16 protein-coding genes and 1 pseudogene are annotated in these 17,442 nt (G+C 64.1%); 4 read left to right on the top strand and 13 right to left on the bottom strand.

The features are described from left to right. From ACOJB8_RS36195 to ACOJB8_RS36165, 7 genes are all read right to left on the bottom strand, one after another. Nucleotides 1-250, bottom strand: a 250-nt coding sequence (locus ACOJB8_RS36195; RefSeq protein WP_475016952.1) for a histone H1-like repetitive region-containing protein, incomplete at its 3' end; no start/stop codon positions are given. A 28-nt stretch (nucleotides 251-278) separates the two neighbouring features. After that, a complete protein-coding gene (locus ACOJB8_RS36190; protein ID WP_083245612.1) occupies nucleotides 279-605 on the bottom strand; it encodes a hypothetical protein in 327 nt (108 codons plus the stop codon). 93 nt (nucleotides 606-698) lie between these two features. Continuing rightward, nucleotides 699-1,922: a ribonucleotide-diphosphate reductase subunit beta gene (locus tag ACOJB8_RS36185; protein ID WP_475016950.1), complete on the bottom strand. Its 1,224-nt coding sequence runs from the start codon at nucleotides 1,920-1,922 to the stop codon at nucleotides 699-701. Nucleotides 1,923-2,476: 554 nt separating this feature from the next. Beyond that, entirely contained in the window at nucleotides 2,477-5,467 is a 2,991-nt protein-coding gene (locus tag ACOJB8_RS36180; protein ID WP_475016948.1) for a ribonucleoside-diphosphate reductase subunit alpha, read from the bottom strand. Between the two features lie 559 nt (nucleotides 5,468-6,026). Continuing rightward, on the bottom strand, nucleotides 6,027-6,665 hold the full coding sequence (gene ampD, locus ACOJB8_RS36175; protein ID WP_475016946.1) for a 1,6-anhydro-N-acetylmuramyl-L-alanine amidase AmpD: 639 nt from the start codon (nucleotides 6,663-6,665) through the stop codon (nucleotides 6,027-6,029). Continuing rightward, entirely contained in the window at nucleotides 6,662-6,988 is a 327-nt protein-coding gene (locus tag ACOJB8_RS36170; protein ID WP_475016944.1) for a PP0621 family protein, read from the bottom strand. The genes ampD and ACOJB8_RS36170 overlap by 4 nt, the downstream gene beginning before the upstream one ends. Before the next feature lie 22 nt (nucleotides 6,989-7,010). After that, nucleotides 7,011-7,940: a cytochrome C assembly family protein gene (locus tag ACOJB8_RS36165; RefSeq protein ID WP_475016942.1), complete on the bottom strand. Its 930-nt coding sequence runs from the start codon at nucleotides 7,938-7,940 to the stop codon at nucleotides 7,011-7,013. 116 nt (nucleotides 7,941-8,056) lie between these two features. Between ACOJB8_RS36165 and ffh the strand changes: the two genes are divergently transcribed. Continuing rightward, on the top strand, nucleotides 8,057-9,424 hold the full coding sequence (ffh, locus tag ACOJB8_RS36160; RefSeq protein WP_069268510.1) for a signal recognition particle protein: 1,368 nt from the start codon (nucleotides 8,057-8,059) through the stop codon (nucleotides 9,422-9,424). Between the two features lie 147 nt (nucleotides 9,425-9,571). After that, on the top strand, nucleotides 9,572-10,123 hold the full coding sequence (locus tag ACOJB8_RS36155; RefSeq protein WP_028207817.1) for a hypoxanthine-guanine phosphoribosyltransferase: 552 nt from the start codon (nucleotides 9,572-9,574) through the stop codon (nucleotides 10,121-10,123). 86 nt (nucleotides 10,124-10,209) lie between these two features. Here the strand turns inward: ACOJB8_RS36155 and ACOJB8_RS36150 are convergent, their stop codons facing one another. Both ACOJB8_RS36150 and ACOJB8_RS36145 read right to left on the bottom strand, forming a co-directional pair. Continuing rightward, nucleotides 10,210-10,809 (bottom strand): MarC family protein, encoded by a 600-nt coding sequence (locus ACOJB8_RS36150; RefSeq protein WP_475016940.1) that lies wholly within the window; start codon nucleotides 10,807-10,809, stop codon nucleotides 10,210-10,212. A gap of 35 nt (nucleotides 10,810-10,844) precedes the next feature. Further along, nucleotides 10,845-12,581, bottom strand: coding sequence for a proline--tRNA ligase (locus tag ACOJB8_RS36145; RefSeq protein WP_406954267.1), 1,737 nt, complete (start codon nucleotides 12,579-12,581; stop codon nucleotides 10,845-10,847). A gap of 265 nt (nucleotides 12,582-12,846) precedes the next feature. Between ACOJB8_RS36145 and ACOJB8_RS36140 the strand changes: the two are divergent. Both ACOJB8_RS36140 and ACOJB8_RS36135 read left to right on the top strand, forming a co-directional pair. Next, nucleotides 12,847-13,380, top strand: a pseudogene (locus ACOJB8_RS36140) (RNA pyrophosphohydrolase); the annotation flags it as partial. 275 nt (nucleotides 13,381-13,655) lie between these two features. Further along, nucleotides 13,656-14,225 (top strand): CNP1-like family protein, encoded by a 570-nt coding sequence (locus ACOJB8_RS36135; RefSeq protein WP_342948386.1) that lies wholly within the window; start codon nucleotides 13,656-13,658, stop codon nucleotides 14,223-14,225. A gap of 103 nt (nucleotides 14,226-14,328) precedes the next feature. Here the strand turns inward: ACOJB8_RS36135 and proB are convergent, their stop codons facing one another. From proB to rplU, 4 genes are all read right to left on the bottom strand, one after another. Continuing rightward, on the bottom strand, nucleotides 14,329-15,447 hold the full coding sequence (gene proB / locus ACOJB8_RS36130) for a glutamate 5-kinase (protein ID WP_342924461.1): 1,119 nt from the start codon (nucleotides 15,445-15,447) through the stop codon (nucleotides 14,329-14,331). A gap of 85 nt (nucleotides 15,448-15,532) precedes the next feature. After that, nucleotides 15,533-16,636 (bottom strand): Obg family GTPase CgtA, encoded by a 1,104-nt coding sequence (gene cgtA / locus ACOJB8_RS36125; protein WP_069268504.1) that lies wholly within the window; start codon nucleotides 16,634-16,636, stop codon nucleotides 15,533-15,535. Between the two features lie 192 nt (nucleotides 16,637-16,828). Then, nucleotides 16,829-17,092, bottom strand: a complete 264-nt coding sequence (gene rpmA / locus ACOJB8_RS36120) for a 50S ribosomal protein L27 (RefSeq protein WP_028207811.1) — start codon at nucleotides 17,090-17,092, stop codon at nucleotides 16,829-16,831. A gap of 26 nt (nucleotides 17,093-17,118) precedes the next feature. Continuing rightward, entirely contained in the window at nucleotides 17,119-17,430 is a 312-nt protein-coding gene (rplU, locus tag ACOJB8_RS36115) for a 50S ribosomal protein L21 (protein WP_007180329.1), read from the bottom strand. Nucleotides 17,431-17,442 lie beyond the last annotated feature (12 nt).

Genomic DNA, 17,442 nt, shown 5'->3' with positions numbered 1-17,442 from the left:
TCGCCGGTGCTGCCTTCTTCGCAGCAACCTTCTTCACGGCGACTTTCTTGGCTGCAACCTTCTTCGCTGCGGCCTTCTTCGCCGGTGCTGCCTTCTTCGCAGCAACCTTCTTCACGGCGACTTTCTTGGCTGCGACCTTCTTGACCGCGACCTTCTTCGCTGCGGCCTTCTTCGCCGGAGCTGCCTTCTTCGCTGCAACCTTCTTCACTGCGGCCTTCTTAGCCGCCGGTTTCTTCTTGGCAGTAGCCATTTTTTTCTCCTTCAGGTTCAGATGAGAGTCAGTTCAAACTACACCCTTCGTCAAAACCCGCTTCCCGCGAACGCTTCTCACGGCGCACGCTGCGAAGCGGGCTATTCATCGGCGTACGCTGATCCCGCGCGCTTACGCTAATGAATGCGGTAAGGCGCGCCGTGCCACGAGGCACAGCGCGCCAAGTCATTCCGGCGTCGGCTACCGACACCGGGCAACGTTCGTTGAAAGCGGCGGCCTCACGACACGCGAAGCCTGCGCGCTTTTCCGGGGGGAAGTTTGCCCATCCCTCTGAAGGGTTCGCAAAGTGCCTGTCACGTCGGTGAGCCAGCCTGGCTCCGGGCATGCTTTGCATCAGGCGTTCCTGCTCCTAATCATCATGCCGGTCGAGGCGCCTGCACGGCGCCTCGCGGCAACCCCAAAAGACTTGCACCGCAGTGCGCCCGGGTTATTCCCAGGACAGCGCACCACCCGTCTGATATTCGATCACGCGCGTCTCGAAGAAGTTGCGCTCCTTCTTCAAGTCGATCATCTCGCTCATCCACGGGAACGGATTCTCTTCGTTCGGGAACAGCTGATCGAGACCGATCTGCTGGCAACGGCGGTTGCAGATGAAGCGCAGATAGCTCTTGAACATCGATGCGTTCAGACCGAGCACGCCGCGAGGCATGGTGTCCTCGGCGTAGCGGTACTCGAGGTCGACCGCATGCTTGAACAGTTCGGTGATTTCCGCACGGAACGCCGGGGTCCACAGGTGCGGGTTTTCAAGCTTGATCTGGTTGATGAGGTCGATGCCGAAGTTGCAGTGCATCGACTCGTCACGCAGGATGTACTGGTACTGCTCAGCGGCGCCGGTCATCTTGTTCTGGCGGCCGAGCGCGAGAATTTGCGTGAAGCCTACATAGAAGAACAGGCCTTCCATGATGCAGGCGAACACGATGAGCGACTTGAGCAGGTTCTGATCGGCTTCGAGCGTGCCGGTCTTGAACGACGGATCAGTCAGCGTCTGGATGAACGGGATCAGGAACTCGTCCTTGTCGCGGATCGACTTGACCTCGTGGTACGCGTTGAAGATCTCGCTCTCGTCCAGACCCAGCGACTCGACGATGTACTGGTAGGCGTGCGTGTGGATCGCCTCTTCGAACGCCTGGCGCAGCAGGAACTGGCGGCATTCGGGCGCCGTGATGTGCCGGTAGGTGCCGAGCACGATGTTGTTCGCGGCGAGCGAGTCGGCGGTCACGAAGAAGCCGAGGTTGCGCTTGACGATGCGGCGCTCGTCCTCGGTCAGACCGTTCGGGTCCTTCCACAGGGCGATGTCGCGGGACATGTTGATTTCCTGCGGCATCCAGTGGTTCGCGCAGCCTGCCAGGTATTTTTCCCAAGCCCACTTGTACTTGAACGGGACCAACTGATTCACGTCGGTCTGGCCGTTGATGATGCGCTTGTCGGCGACATTCACGCGCGCTTCGGTCGAGACCGGCGCTTGCGGCGGCGGTGCAACGGCGAAGTCGCTGGCGAAGATGTTGGTCGCCGTGGAAGCCTGAGGAGCGGAACGCAGACCAAACTGCACCTCGGCAGCCTGGACAGCCTGACCCGTGGGGTTGCGCATTGCGTTTTGCTGCGCACCGCTCGACGGAGTTACGGCCGTGATCTCGTCATCCCAGTTGAGCATAAATGTCACCATCAATTTAGATCGGTTTGTACCATCTTTTCGTGAGCGATAAAAGGGTTCGCACACGAAAAATCCTGTTTTCGATTCGCGTTGCGACCTCGATACAACACTTTGTTATCGCATCGTGTCGATTGCATCGCGTGAGCACTGTGTAGAGAGCACTGATTCGTCGTGCTCACTTCGCATGTGCGATGTGCTTCGAAGGTCTTCGCGACATCGAGAGCGTGTGTGAAAGACGGGGTTCGCCGCGCGCTTTTCTCTCGCGCTGCGAGCGCGTTTTCACTCGCCGCTCACTGCCTGCCGCGCGCGGCGCTGGAAGCTCGCGCGGCCTTGAGTCTTGTCCCTGCGAGAAACTCCAGGGATTCCTTCCTGTTGCCTCTTTCGCGTACCGCAACGCGCGTGGTGCGAGTTGCCGGGAGAGCCGGCGCGCATTGCGCGCGCCTCGTTCGTTGTTACATCTCGCTACGACTGCTTCGACTACTGTTTACTACTGATGCTGCGGTCCTCGCATGATGCGAGCGGCGTTGCACCGCACGCATCATGCGCAGCCAGCTTTACTGGCAAGCCTCGCACTCTTCGAAGCCGGGGTCGCCCGGACGCATCATGCACACCGGACCATCGGCTTCCGGCGCCGCTTCAACCGCGGCTTGCGGTGCGGCCTGCATCGTGGTCGACCCTGCTGCACCGCCGAATGCGCCGCCCGTTGCACCGCCGAACGCGCCGCCTGCATTGCCGCCGCCCTCGCCGCCCGTCGGCACGGCGTTGAGCGCGCCGTGCGCAACCGTCGACTTCTCGACGTGCGTCGCCCCCATCGTGCGCAGGTAGTACGTGGTCTTCAGACCGCGCACCCATGCGAGCTTGTAGATCTCGTCGAGCTTCTTGCCCGATGCGCCCGCCATGAAGATGTTCAGCGACTGCGCCTGGTCGATCCACTTCTGGCGACGCGATGCGGCTTCGACGAGCCACGTCGGGTCGACTTCGAACGCCGTTGCATACACAGCGCGTAGATCGGCCGGCACGCGGTCGATGCGCGAGAGCATGCCGTCGAAGTACTTCAGGTCGGCGACCATGACTTCGTCCCACAGGCCGCGCGCCTTCAGGTCGCGCACCAGGTAGTCGTTCACCACCGTGAATTCGCCCGAGAGGTTCGACTTCACATAGAGGTTCTGGAACGTCGGCTCGATGCAAGGCGACACGCCGATGATGTTCGAGATGGTCGCGGTCGGGGCGATCGCGATGCAGTTCGAATTGCGCATGCCGTGCGTCGCGATGCGCGCGCGCAGCGACGTCCAGTCCATCGATTCGCTCGAGTCGACTTCGACGTAGCCGCCGCGTGCTTCGGCGAGCAGCTTGAGCGTGTCCTGCGGGAGGATGCCGCGATCCCACAGCGAGCCGCGGTAGGTCGAGTAGCGGCCGCGCTCGGCTGCCAGCTCCGTCGACGCCCAGTACGCGTAGTAGCAGACGGCTTCCATCGAGCGGTCGGCGAACTCCACGGCTTCCTGCGAAGCAAACGGCGTGCGCAGAACGTGCAGGCAGTCCTGGAAGCCCATGATGCCCATGCCCACCGGACGGTGCTTCAGGTTCGAGTTGCGTGCCTTCGACACCGCGTAGTAGTTGATGTCGATGACGTTATCGAGCATGCGCATCGCCACGCTGATGGTGCGCTTGAGCTTGTCGTGGTCGAGCGCGAACGTGCCGTCGGCCTGTTCCACCATGTGCGCGACGAGGTTCACCGAGCCCAGGTTACACACGGCGATTTCGCTGTCGCTGGTGTTCAGCGTGATTTCCGTGCACAGGTTCGACGAGTGGACGACGCCCACGTGCTGCTGCGGCGAACGGATGTTGCACGGATCCTTGAACGTGATCCACGGGTGACCCGTTTCGAACAGCATGCCGAGCATCTTGCGCCACAGTTGCGCGGCCGGCAGCTTCTTGAACAGCTTGATCTCGCCGCGCGCGACCTTTTCTTCGTAAGCCGTGTAAGCCTGTTCGAACTCGGCGCCGAACTTGTCGTGCAGATCCGGGCAGGTCGAGGGCGAGAAGAGCGTCCAGTCGCCGCCTTCCATCACGCGCTTCATGAACAGGTCGGGAATCCAGTTCGCCGTGTTCATGTCGTGGGTGCGGCGGCGGTCGTCGCCCGTGTTCTTGCGCAGCTCGAGGAATTCTTCGATGTCGAGGTGCCACGATTCCAGGTAGGCGCACACCGCGCCCTTGCGCTTGCCGCCCTGGTTCACGGCGACAGCCGTGTCGTTCACGACCTTCAGGAACGGCACGACGCCTTGCGACTTGCCGTTGGTGCCCTTGATGTGCGAGCCGAGCGCGCGCACACGCGTCCAGTCGTTGCCCAGACCGCCGGCAAACTTCGAGAGCAGCGCGTTGTCCTTGAGCGCTTCGTAGATGCCGTCGAGGTCGTCGGCCACCGTCGTGAGGTAGCACGACGAGAGCTGCGAGCGGTGCGTGCCCGAGTTGAACAGTGTGGGCGTGGACGACATGAAGTCGAACGACGAGAGCACGTTGTAGAACTCGATCGCGCGCGCTTCGCGGTCGATCTCGTTGAGCGAGAGGCCCATCGCGACGCGCATGAAGAATGCCTGGGGCATTTCGATGCGCGTGCCGCCGACGTGCAGGAAGTAGCGGTCGTACAGCGTCTGCAGACCGAGGTAGCCGAACTGCAGGTCGCGGCTCGCGTCGAGCGCGTTGCCGAGTCGCTTGAGGTCGAACTGCTGGAGCTTGTCGTCGAGCAGGCCCGCTTCCACGCCGCGCTTGATGAACTGCGGGAAGTAGTCGGCGTAACGCACGGCCATTTCGGCTTGCGTCACTTCCTCTTCGAGAATTTCGCGACGGATCGTGTGCAGCAGGATGCGCGAGGTCACCTGGCTATACGCCGGGTCCTTTTCGATCATCGTGCGCGCAGCGAGGATGGCCGAGTCGTAGACCTGGCTCATCGGCACGCCGTCGTACAGATTCTTGACCGTCTCCGCGACGATCGGGTCGGCGTTGACCGCGTCGCCGAGACCGTCGCACGACGAGTCGATCAGCGCGCGCAGCGCCTGCATGTCGAGCGGGCGCGTCACGCCGTTGTCCGTGACGTTGATGCCGGGCGCTGCGCTCGCTGCCGTTTCCGGCGCGTTGGCGCGCTCCTGGTTGCGCTTCTCGCGATACAGCACGTAGGCGCGCGCGACGTTGTGCTCGCCGCCGCGCATCAGCGCGAGTTCGACCTGATCCTGGATGTCTTCGATGTGGAACGTGCCGCCGTTCGGACGGCTGCGCACGAGTGCGCGCACGACGTTCTGCGTGAGCTGTTCGACGAGCTCGCGAATGCGCGCAGACGCCGCGCCCTGGCCGCCGTTCACGGCGAGGAAGGCCTTCGTCATCGCGATCGCGACTTTCGAAGGTTCGAACGACACCACGCTACCGTTGCGGCGAATCACCTTGTGGTCGGCGAACTGCTGCGCGCTCGTCTGGCCGTCTTGCGGTTGGCCACCCAGCGTGTGCGCGGCGGGCGCGCCTTCATACCGGGTCGAGACGTTATCGGTCGTTTGCATGTGCAAAGCTCCTGGGTCCTGGAAAGGTGCGAAGAGAGTTCGCGGATTAAGACGGACGCCGACGTCGTGCCCCCGTGTGCACGCTCGATCGGGCAGAGAAAAAAGTCCAGCCTGGCGAGGCTGCCGGATGCGACAAGGCAGATGAATCACGGACTGCTTCGGTCTTCATCGTGGATGTCGCGATCATTGGCTGTACCTTCTCTCTCGATTACAGCCGGTGCGCCGGTTCTCTCGGCCGGCGGCACCGTACAAAGTTTCTGTTTTTTCTATGCCGGTAACGCACGCGGCGCCTTGCGAGTGAAGCGGGGCGCCGCGGTACAACACAACATATGGTGTGAAGCCTTGTTTCGGGTACCAAGTATAGTGGAAGAAACAGTACGATCAAATGGCTTTTTTTGCTGGTCCTATCTTGACAAGACCACAAGCCAAGCGGCGCGGGGCCTGGCGGCGAATGCCCCTTCGAGTGGTCTGCGAGGCGCGCGCGAAGACCCTGCGTTTGCGCGCAAAAGGTGCTTATTTCTTGTGCAGCTTGAGAGGGTTCAGCAGGCGATCGAACGTGTCACGACGCCGCGTTCGGCGCGCCGTGCCCCTGGATATAGGGGAAGCTGGCATCGGCGAGCTGCGTATCGTGTTTGAGGCGCGCCCAGTCGAAGTGCGGGCCGGGATCGGTCTTGCGCCCGGGCGCGATGTCCGAATGGCCCGCCAGCGCCTCGATCGGATAGTGCGCGACGAGCGCCTTCACGAGCGCCGCGAGCGTCGCGTATTGCGGCGCCTCGAAGGCCGTCGTGTCGCTGCCTTCCAGTTCGATGCCGATGGCGAAATCGTTACAGCGCTCGCGCCCGAAGAAGCTCGACGCGCCCGCGTGCCACGCGCGCTCGTCACACGACACGAACTGCTCGAGCGTGCCATCGCGATGAATGACGAAGTGCGCCGAGACGCGCACGCCGCGCAGGTTGGCGTCGAAGTACGGATGCGCGTCGCAGTCGAGGCGGTTGAGGAAGAGATCGGCGATCTCGGGGCCGCCGAAGACGTTGGGCGGCAGGCTGATGTTGTGGACGACGATGAGCGTCGGCACGGCGCCTGGCGGGCGGGCCTCGAAGTTGGGCGAAGGCAGTTGGCGCGCGCCGGGCACCCAGCCCTGCGCATCGACTGCGTACGCGCGCGATCCTGGCAGTCCTGGCGATCCAGCAGCGCTCATCGTGCGGGGCGATCCTGGGCCGTGGTGCGCGCGTCCCAGGCACGCGCGTGCTCGGAACTGCAGAACGAGCGCGCGCCGACGTCCACCGATTCACTGCGCGGCGCATGCACGCCACACTCGGCGCAGCGCACCATCGGCTCGGGCAGCGCAGCCTTGCCGCTCGTGCTCGCGCCGCCAGTGGCGCTTTGCGCGGCGCCCTGTCCCGGCTGCGCGCCCTGTCCCGGTTGCGCACCGGCGCGCGTCTGCGTCTGCGCACGGCGCAGCGCCTTGACGAACCACTGTCCGACCACGAACAGCAGGACGAGGAGAAGAATCTGTCTCATCGGAACACGCGACTCACACGACTCAAACCACAGGGCGGTGCAGCAGCACCTCGAAGACGAAACGGCTGCCCACATAAGCGAGCAGCAAGGCGATGAACGATGCGATCACCCAGCGCAGCGCAGCGCGGCCGCGCCAGCCGGAAATCTTGCGCGCGGTGAGCAGCGCGCCGAACATCAGCCACGAAAGAATCGCGAAGACGGTCTTGTGATCGAGCGAAAGCGGCCGGTCGATCAACTGCTCGCTGAACACGATGCCCGAGACGAGCGTGGCCGTGAGCAGCACGAAGCCCGCGCCGATCAGGCGGAACAGCAGCTTTTCCATCGTGAGTAGCGGCGGCAACGTCTCGATCCAGTTCGAGAGCCAGCCGCCGCCGCGATTGCCCGCGTTGCGCTGGAAGCCGGCGCCCTTGAGCGCATGCAGCCGGCGCTCGACGGCGAGCATCAGCACCGCATGCAACGCGGCGATCGCGAAGAGCCCGTAGGCGATGTTCGCGATGACGAAGTGCAGCTTGAACATCGGCGCGGCCGCGTAGGGCAGCACGCGCACGCCGCCGAACACGAGCGGCAGGATCGACGCGACGGCCGCCAACGGCAGCAGCAACAGACGCAGGCCGTCGAGCGAAAAGAAAAAGCTCTCGATCCAGTAGATGCCCGCGCCGAGCCAGAACATGGCCGACAACGCGAAGGCGAAGCCGAACACCATTTCGTTGGCGGGGAAGATCGTCATGTGCAGGAGCACGCCGTGCGCGGCGAGCGCGGCGAACAGCAGCGCGCGCGAAAGCGGGCCGAAGGTCCGCGCGCGCAGGACGTCGCCGCCCGCGCCGAGCGTCACCGGAACGGGAGGCACGCTGCCGAGCAGCGGCGCGGTGCCCGCGCGGCGCAGCGCGCGCCAGTCGGCGGCGCACAATCCGCCGTACAGGAGCACGGTGAGGGCATACAGTACAATATCCATGTTCGAAGTTTACTATAGGCCCCCTGGCCGCGCGCTCACCTAACGAATCGGCGACGAAACGCGGCGCATTCCCGTTTTGCGCGCGCGGGCCGGGCCGCACTGCTCACCGCCTCCCCATGCTCGACAATCTCACTCAACGGATGGCGCGCGTCGTCAAGACGCTGCGCGGCGAAGCCCGGCTGACCGAAGCCAATACGCAGGAAATGCTGCGCGAGGTGCGTCTCGCCCTGCTCGAAGCGGACGTGGCGCTGCCCGTCGTGCGCGAATTCATCGCCAAGGTGAAGGAGAAGGCGCTCGGCGAAGAAGTGATCTCCAGCCTTTCGCCGGGCCAGGCGCTCGTCGGCGTGGTGCAGCGCGAGCTGACCGCCGTGATCGGAGGCGACTACGAAGGCCGTGCCGCCGAACTCGATCTCGCCGTCACGCCGCCAGCCGTCATCCTCATGGCGGGTCTGCAGGGCGCCGGTAAGACCACCACCACCGGCAAGCTCGCCAAGCTCCTGCGCGAGAAGTACAAGAAGAAGGTCCTCACCGTTTCGTGCGACGTCTACCGCCCTGCCGCTATCGCGCAGTTGAAGACGGTGACGGAACAGGTCGGCGCCGACTTCTTCCCCTCGCAGCCGGACCAGAAGCCCGTCGAGATCGCCGCCGCCGCGGTCGACTGGGCCAAGCGCCACTATCACGACGTGCTGCTCGTCGACACGGCCGGCCGGCTCGGTATCGACGAGGCGATGATGAACGAGATCACCGCGCTGCACGCCTCGCTGAAGCCCGCCGAAACACTGTTCGTGGTCGACGCCATGCTCGGTCAGGACGCGGTCAACACCGCGAAGGCGTTCAACGACGCCCTGCCGCTCACCGGCGTCGTGCTCACCAAGCTCGACGGCGACTCGCGCGGCGGCGCGGCGCTCTCCGTGCGCCACATCACGGGCAAGCCGATCAAGTTCGTCGGCGTCGCGGAAAAGCTCGATGGCCTCGAGGTGTTCCACCCGGACCGCATGGCGAACCGTATTCTCGGCATGGGCGACATTCTCGCGCTCGTCGAGGAAGCGCAGCGCGGCGTGGACGTCCAGGCCGCGCAAAAGCTCGCCGACAAGGTCAAGAAAGGCGGCGACTTCGACCTCAACGACTTCCGCGCGCAGCTCTCGCAGATGAAGAGCATGGGCGGCCTGTCGTCGCTCATGGACAAGCTGCCCGCACAGTTCCAGCAGGCCGCCTCGGGCGCCAACATGGGCCAGGCCGAGAAGCAGATGCGCCGCATGGAAGGCATCATCAATTCGATGACGCCCGCCGAACGCGCCAAGCCCGAGCTCATCAAGGCCACGCGCAAGCGCCGCATTGCGGCGGGCGCTGGCGTGCAGGTTCAGGAAGTGAACCGCATGCTCAACCAGTACGAGCAGATGCGCACCATGATGAAGAAGCTCAAGGGCGGCAATCTGCAAAAGATGATGCGCGGCATGAAGGGCATGATGCCCGGCATGCGCTGATCTTGCGGGCCGCGCGGCGCACATCGCGCGCACGGCGGCCCCACTCGACGCGGCGCGCGACGGACCGAATGCGCGGGTTTATGCTGTAGCGCGCGCCGCCGTTATTTTCCACACTTCAATAGCTACAGCTACCTTCCCGCCAGAGTCATGAATCGCGAAGAAGCCCTGCACATTTTCCGCCACTCCGAAGAGATCGTTTCGGAGGGCGACGTCAATGCGTCGATCGGCCGGATGGCCGAAGCCATCCGCGCCGAAATCAGCGAGGACTTCCCGCTCGTGCTGTCGGTGATGGGCGGCGCCGCCGTGTTCACCGGCATGCTGCTGCCGCACCTCGACTTCCCGCTCGAGTTCGACTACATCCACCTCACGCGCTACCGCAACGCGATCAAGGGCAGCGCCGAGATGCAGTGGCGCGTGGCGCCGCGCGAGTCGGTGAAGGACCGTGTGGTGCTCGTGCTCGACGACATCCTCGACGAAGGCGAGACCATGGCCGCGATTCGCGACCGCATCATGGACATGGGCGCGAAGCGTTTCCTTTCGGCCGTGCTGTGCGAGAAGACGCTCACGAAGGCCAAGCCGCTGCATCCCGACTACTGCGGTTTTTCGGTGCCGGACCGCTACGTGTTCGGCTGCGGCATGGACGCCAAGGGTTACTGGCGCAATCTGCCGACTATCCGTGCGCTGACCGAAGGCGCGTGAAGCGCGCATCGACTGTCTGACGCACCATGAAAAAAGCAGCCCGCGGGCTGCTTTTTTGTTGCCTGCGACGCGCGCTGCACGCGGCGTCAGAGGTGATGCACGAAGGTCGCGATGCCCGCGAGGATCATCTCCACCGATATCGCCACGAGCACGAGGCCCATCAGCCGCTCGAAGGCCGTCACTACGCGCTCGCCGAGCCACTGCTGGATGCGCTCCGCCATCACCAGCACGACCGCGCAGATCACCATCGTCACGACGAGCGCGGTCATCCATTCGTAGAGTTTGCCCGGCGCCTGAGAGGTGAGCAGCATGACCGTGGCAAGCGCCGAAGGCCCGGCCAGCGCAGGAATGGCGAGCGGCACGATGAGCGGCTCGCCGCCCTTGTCGCCGCTGCCGAACGGGCCGCCCGGATGCGGAAAGATCATCCGGAGCGCGATGAGGAACAGCACGATGCCGCCGCCGATGCGCAGCGAGGTATCGGTGAGCCCCATCATGCGCAGGAAGCTGTTGCCGGCGACCATGAAGATCAGCAGGATCACGAACGCAATCGCGACCTCGCGCAGGATCACGACCGCGCGGCGCTGCTTGGCAACGCCGCGCAGGCAACTGATGAAGAGCGGAATATTCCCGAGCGGGTCGGTGATGAGGAGCAGCAGGACCGTAGCGGACAAAAAACTGTACTCCACGCTCGCAGCGCTCCTTTAACCGGGATGGATCGTCGTTAAACCGCGAGCGCCGCGCGGATCTTCTGCGCCACCGTCTGCGCGGCCTCATCGGCCGCGAGCAGCGTCGCTTCGGTATCGCGGCGGCCCTGGTACTCGATCTTGCCGTCCTTCAGGCCGCGCTCGCCGATCACGAGACGATGCGGCACGCCGATCAGCTCCCAGTCGGCGAACATCACGCCCGGGCGCTCGCCGCGGTCGTCGAGAATCACGTCGACGCCCGCTTCGAGCAGTTCGTTGTAGACGCGCTCGGCGTGCTCGCGCACGAGCTCGCTGCGGTCCATGCCCATCGGGCACACGACGACCTGGAACGGCGCGATCGACTCAGGCCAGATGATGCCCTTCTCGTCGAAGTTCTGCTCGATGGCTGCACCGAGGATACGCGTGACGCCAATGCCGTAGCAGCCCATCTGCATCGGCGCGGGCTTGCCGTTCTCGGCGAGGAACGTGGCGTTCATCGCTTCCGAGTACTTCGTGCCGAGCTGGAACACGTGGCCCACTTCGATGCCGCGGCAGATGTCGATCACACCCTTGCCGTCCGGCGAGGGATCGCCCTTCTTCACGTTGCGGATGTCGGCAACGACCGGCTCCGGCAGATCGCGGCCCCAGTTCACGCCCGTGGTGTGGAAATCGACTTCGTTCGTGCCCACTACGAAATCGCTCATGTTCGCGACCGTGCGATCGGCGATCACCTTGACCGGCTTCTTCGTGCCCAGCGGACCGAGGTAGCCGGGCGGCGTGCCGAACCACTCGACGATTTCCGCTTCGGTCGCGAAGCGGAAGCCGCTCAGGCCTTCGAGCTTGCCGACCTTGATCTCGTTCAGATCGTGGTCGCCGCGCAGCATCAGCAGCCAGATCGTGGGCTCGGCGCCTTCGTTGTCCGTCGCGAGGATGATCGACTTGATCGTGCTTTCGAGCGGGATGCCGAGAAGTTCAGCCACAGCCTCGCATTTCGCCGCGCCCGGCGTGGGCGTCTTCGTGAGCGCTTGCGTGGGGGCGCCGCGCTGCGCGATGAGCGGCAACGCTTCGGCGGCTTCGACGTTGGCCGCGAAGTCCGAGGTCGGGCAGTAGGCGATGTCGTCCTCGCCCGTTTCCGCGATCACGTGGAATTCGTGCGAGCCGCTGCCGCCGATCGAGCCGTTGTCGGCCGCGACTGCGCGGAACTGCAGGCCGAGACGCGTGAAGATGCGCACGTAGGCGTCGTACATTTTCTGGTACGAGAGCTTGAGACCTTCGACGTCCTTATCGAACGAATACGCGTCCTTCATCATGAATTCGCGCCCGCGCATCACGCCGAAACGGGGACGGATTTCGTCGCGGAACTTCGTCTGCACCTGATAGAAGTTCACCGGCAGTTGGCGATAGCTCTTGATCTGGCCGCGCGCGATGTCGGTGACGACCTCTTCGTGCGTCGGGCCCATCACGAAGTCGCTCTGCTTGCGATCCTTGAAGCGCAGCAGTTCCGGCCCGTATTGTTCCCAGCGACCCGACTCCTGCCACAGCTCGGCCGGCTGCACGGCCGGCATGAGCAGCTCGATGGCGCCGGCGCGGTTCATTTCTTCGCGCACGATCTGCTCGACCTTGCGAATCGAACGCAGACCGATCGGCAGATAGTTGTAAATGCCGCCAGCGATGCGACGGATCATGCCCGCGCGAACCATCAGCTTGTGGCTGACGATTTCCGCGTCAGCGGGCGCTTCCTTCAGGGTGCCGATAAAGAAACGGGAGGCTTTCATTCAAATTATCCAAAAGCGGCGGCCCGGTGCAGACCGCCCGAAGAAGTGACCAACGGAGGAGTTCACGAACCCGCCATTATGACAACGTGCCGCATGCCGCGCCGATGACGCGGGCCAGATGCCAGACCGATCGCGCCCCGAGACCGTTTTGCGCGGCCGCGGCCATTCGCTCAACTTTCCGGACGGCGGGTCACGGACGGCGGGTGCGTGAGGGCCGTTATCTGTTTATAATCAAAGCAATTTTAAAGGATTCGAAGGTGGTTGTATGCTGGATCGTGAGGGGTTTCGCCCGAACGTCGGCATCATCCTCTTGAACGCGCGAAACGAGGTGTTTTGGGGCAAGCGGGTTCGCGAACATTCCTGGCAGTTTCCGCAAGGGGGCATCAAGTATGGTGAAACCCCCATGCAGGCAATGTTTCGGGAGTTGCACGAAGAAACCGGTTTGCATCCGGAGCACGTCAAGATCGTCGGTCGCACACGCGACTGGTTGCGTTATGAGGTGCCGGACAAGTTCATCAAGCGCGAAGTGCGCGGCCATTATCGCGGCCAGAAACAGATCTGGTTTCTGCTGCGGATGGTCGGGCGCGACTGCGATATCTGCCTGCGGGCAACGGAGCATCCTGAGTTCGATGCGTGGCGCTGGAATGAATACTGGGTGCCGCTAGAAGCGGTCATCGAGTTCAAGCGTGACGTCTATCAACTCGCGCTGACCGAACTCTCGCGCTTCCTGCGCCGGCCCGCGCCGCGTCAGGAGCGTCTGGGCGTGCAGGCTCACGAGGTGCGCTACCCGCGCATCGTGACGTCGGCGCACGCAGACGCGGTGCACGCCGAGCCGTATGAGGCCATGCCGGAAGGCGTAGCCGCACGGACAGCGCGCACGCCGATCGAAAGCGATTGCGAGTCGGCGCAGAGTATCATCGAGCCTGCGCAGGACGAGCAGGATCAAGGGGCTTGAGCCAACGCAAAGAACGCCCGAACCGGCGGGGTCCGGCGCATCACGCGCCGGGCCCCGCCGGTTCGCATTCGCGGCGCAGTTCGTTCGTAACTGACGCCCGTGCTTCGAGGAAAACCAATTTGAAACGATTTGCTCTTGCTGCGGCATGCGCCGCAGGCGGTGTGCTGCTTGTGTCGGGACTGGCCGCGTGCTCCAGTTCCGGTCCCACGAACAAGGACGACAGCGCGTTCGTCTACCTTCTGGACCGCAAGGGCGAATGGCAGGAGAACAAGCTCGAAGGCCTGCCGCCGCTGCCGCAGGCCGGCGCGACGCTGCTGCCGTTCGATGTCTCGAACAACTCGCCGCTCAAGTTCGCCATCGACCCCGCATCGCTCACGGTCGGCACGGATGGCGTCGTGCGCTACACCATCGTCATCTCGAGCCCGAGCGGCGCGCGTAACGTGAACTACGAAGGGATTCGTTGCGACACCTACGAGTGGCGCCTCTACGCGAGCCTCGACGCCGATCACAACGGCTGGGACCAGACCGTCGCGAACAACTGGTCGCGCATCGAGAACGGCACGCTCAATGCGTACCAGTCGAGGCTCTATCAGGACTACTTCTGCGCCAACAAGATGCCGATCGCGAAGGCGTCGACCCTGATCGAGAACCTGCGCTACGGCCGCACGCAGTCGACGCTGGTGCGTTAAGCCGCGCCCCGACATGCTGTGATGGGCATGAAAAAGCCGCTGCGGCCTTTGGCCACAGCGGCTTTTTGATTTTTGGCGCTGCGCGGCTGCGCGGGAACGCTCGTCAAACCAGCACGAGATTGTCGCGGTGAATCAGTTCCGGCTCGAGCATATAGCCAAGGATGCCCTCGATCTCGCCGCTCGGATGACGCTGGATCAGCTTGGTTTCCGCGCTGCTGTAGTTGGTGAGTCCGCGCGCCACTTCCACGCCCGCGCCGTTCAGGCAAGCGATCACTTCGCCGCGCGCGAACGCACCCTGCACGCCGGTCACGCCGATGGGCAGCAGGCTCTTGCCATCCGCCGTGAGCTTCTGCACCGCACCGTCGTCGATCACGACGTGGCCGCGCACCTGCAGATGGTCGGCCATCCACTGCTTGCGCGCCGCCATGCGCGCCGTACGCGCGATGAGCTGCGTGCCGATCGCCTCGCCCGCAGCCAGACGCACGAGCACTTGCGCTTCGCGCCCGCTTGCGATCACCGTATTCGCGCCGCTATGCGCGGCGCGCTTGGCCGCGAGAATCTTGGTGAGCATGCCGCCGCGGCCGATGCTCGACCCCGCGCCGCCCGCCATTGCCTCGAGTTCCGGCTTGCCTGCATCGGCTTCCTGCACGAGCGTCGCACCCGGGTCCTTGCGCGGATCGGCCGTATAGAGGCCGCTCTGGTCGGTGAGGATGATGAGCGCGTCGCCTTCGATCAGGTTCGCGACGAGCGCGCCGAGCGTGTCGTTGTCGCCGAACTTGATTTCGTCGGTGACCACGGTGTCGTTCTCGTTGATGATCGGCACGACGCCCAGGCGCAGCAGCGTGAGCAACGTCGAGCGCGCATTGAGATAGCGTTCGCGGTCAGCCAGGTCGGCATGCGTGAGCAGGATCTGCGCAGTGCGGATATCGTGCTCGGCAAAGCGGCTCTCGTAGACCTGCGCGAGCCCCATCTGCCCGACTGCCGCGGCAGCCTGAAGCTCGTCGATCTCGCGCGGCCGCTTCGTCCAGCCGAGCCGTTGCATGCCTTCCGCGATCGCACCCGAACTCACGAGCACGACTTCCTTACCCTGCGCACGCAGCGCCGCAATCTGCGCGGCCCAGCGGCCGATTGCCGCATGATCGAGCCCGCGGCCGTCGTTGGTGACGAGGCTCGAACCGACTTTCACTACCAGACGCCGCGAATCGGCGATGACGGAACGCATGCTGCGCGGTCTCCCAAATGACTGATGACGCGTGAAGATTCCTTGGCGCGACCGGCGCGGCTCGCGCACCGGCCGGTGCGGCGAATTACTCCTGCGGCTGCTGCGCGTTCCCGCCCTGCCCCTCGCGGAAGCGCACGTCCGAGGCGAGGTCTTCGGCTTCGGCCGCACGGCGCGCGTCCGAGTGCGAGGAGACGTAGTCGTACACCGCGTAACACAGGTTTTCGCAGCCCTGCCCCGTGAGCGCGGAAATCTCGAACACGGGACCGTCCCACTCGAAGCGCTTCACGAAGTCGGCAATACGCTCGGCGCGCTCCTCCTCCGGCACCATGTCGAGCTTGTTCAGCACGAGCCAGCGCGGCTTGTCGTAGAGCGTCTCATCGTACTTGCGCAGCTCGCCGACGATCGCCTTTGCCTCCGCAACCGGATCGACGCTTTCATCGAACGGCGCGAGGTCGACCAGATGCAGCAGCAGGTTCGTGCGCTGCAGATGTCGCAGGAACTGGTGACCGAGGCCCGCGCCTTCGGCGGCGCCTTCGATCAGGCCCGGAATATCGGCGATTACGAAGCTCTTGCTCGGCCCCACGCGCACCACGCCCAGATTCGGCGCAAGCGTCGTGAACGGGTAGTCGGCGATCTTGGGCTTCGCATTCGACACCGAGGCGATGAACGTGGACTTGCCCGCGTTCGGCATGCCGAGCAGGCCGACGTCGGCCAGCACCTTCAGTTCCAGCTTGAGCATGCGGCGCTCGCCGGGCTTGCCGTCGGTCTTCTGACGCGGCGCGCGGTTCGTGGACGACTTGAAATGCAGGTTGCCGAGGCCACCCGCGCCGCCCTTCGCGACCATCACCTGCTGCTCGTGCTCGGTCAGGTCGGCGATCAGCTCGCCCGTGTCCTGGTCGGTGATGACCGTGCCCACCGGCATACGCAGCGTGATGTCGTCGCCGCCCTTGCCGTAGCAGTCGGAGCCGCGGCCGTTCTCGCCGTTGCGCGCCTGGTGCTTCTTCGTGTAGCGGTAGTCGATGAGGGTGTTGATGTTGCGGTCGCCGACAGCGTAGACGCTGCCGCCGCGCCCGCCGTCACCGCCGTCCGGCCCGCCGAACGGGACGAACTTCTCGCGTCGCATCGACGCGCTGCCATCGCCCCCATCGCCGGCGATGACTTCGATCTTCGCTTCGTCAATGAACTTCATGAGTTACTCCGTCCCGTGGATATCGATATTTTGCCCGCCATGGCCAAAAGTGGCCAACAACGCACCGCAAGTCAAACGCAAGCCCGTTACGACCCCGAAAGACTGCGGATAAATAAAAAGGCCCCGCAAACTTCGCGGGGCCTTCCTTGCGTCGCGTGCAGCCCGCTCGCGAGCGGTCTAAAGCTTGAAAGCTTAGGCCGCTGCCGGGACGACGTTGACCAGTTGCTTGTTGGCTGCGCCCTTGATCGTGAACGCGACGTGGCCGTCGACCAGCGCGTAGAGCGTGTGGTCCTTGCCGATGCCGACGTTCAGGCCGGGGTGCATGCGCGTGCCGCGCTGGCGAACGATGATGCCGCCTGCGAGGATCGCCTGGCCGCCGTACACCTTCACGCCAAGTCGTTTCGACTCTGAGTCGCGGCCGTTACGTGACGACCCGCCTGCCTTTTTGTGTGCCATTTGTTTGCTCCTTTACCTGCGTGCGCTTACGCGTTGATCGCGTCGATGCGCAGTTCGGTGTAGTTCTGGCGGTGGCCGCCATGCTTCTGGTAGTGCTTCCGGCGACGCATCTTGAAGATGGTCACTTTGGCGTGTCGGCCTTGCGACACAACGGTGGCCTTGACGGAAGCCCCACTGACCAGCGGCGTACCGAACTTAATCGATTCGCCTTCGCCCACTGCGAGAACCTGGTCGAGCGTGATTTCTGCGTCAATGTCAGCCGGTATCTGTTCTACTTTAAGTTTTTCGCCAACGGCAACCTTGTACTGCTTGCCGCCGGTTTTTATGACCGCGTACATTGAGAACCTCAC

Source organism: Paraburkholderia sp. BR10141 (assembly GCF_056155635.1).
The sequence above is the reverse complement of the archived record's forward strand: the minus strand, read 5'-3'. Positions and strand labels throughout refer to the sequence as shown.

Excerpts from the sequence above, each read along its gene's own strand:
- rplU (WP_007180329.1), bottom strand. The coding sequence starts at position 17,430 with ATGTACGCGGTCATAAAAACCGGCGGCAAGCAGTACAAGGTTGCCGTT.
- rpmA (WP_028207811.1), bottom strand. The coding sequence starts at position 17,092 with ATGGCACACAAAAAGGCAGGCGGGTCGTCACGTAACGGCCGCGACTCA.
- ACOJB8_RS36185 (WP_475016950.1), bottom strand. The coding sequence starts at position 1,922 with ATGCTCAACTGGGATGACGAGATCACGGCCGTAACTCCGTCGAGCGGT.
- ACOJB8_RS36145 (WP_406954267.1), bottom strand. The coding sequence starts at position 12,581 with ATGAAAGCCTCCCGTTTCTTTATCGGCACCCTGAAGGAAGCGCCCGCT.
- ACOJB8_RS36155 (WP_028207817.1), top strand. The coding sequence starts at position 9,572 with ATGAATCGCGAAGAAGCCCTGCACATTTTCCGCCACTCCGAAGAGATC.
- ffh (WP_069268510.1), top strand. The coding sequence starts at position 8,057 with ATGCTCGACAATCTCACTCAACGGATGGCGCGCGTCGTCAAGACGCTG.
- ACOJB8_RS36180 (WP_475016948.1), bottom strand. The coding sequence starts at position 5,467 with ATGCAAACGACCGATAACGTCTCGACCCGGTATGAAGGCGCGCCCGCC.
- ACOJB8_RS36165 (WP_475016942.1), bottom strand. The coding sequence starts at position 7,940 with ATGGATATTGTACTGTATGCCCTCACCGTGCTCCTGTACGGCGGATTG.
- ACOJB8_RS36170 (WP_475016944.1), bottom strand. The coding sequence starts at position 6,988 with ATGAGACAGATTCTTCTCCTCGTCCTGCTGTTCGTGGTCGGACAGTGG.
- ampD (WP_475016946.1), bottom strand. The coding sequence starts at position 6,665 with ATGAGCGCTGCTGGATCGCCAGGACTGCCAGGATCGCGCGCGTACGCA.
- ACOJB8_RS36190 (WP_083245612.1), bottom strand. The coding sequence starts at position 605 with ATGCAAAGCATGCCCGGAGCCAGGCTGGCTCACCGACGTGACAGGCAC.
- proB (WP_342924461.1), bottom strand. The coding sequence starts at position 15,447 with ATGCGTTCCGTCATCGCCGATTCGCGGCGTCTGGTAGTGAAAGTCGGT.
- cgtA (WP_069268504.1), bottom strand. The coding sequence starts at position 16,636 with ATGAAGTTCATTGACGAAGCGAAGATCGAAGTCATCGCCGGCGATGGG.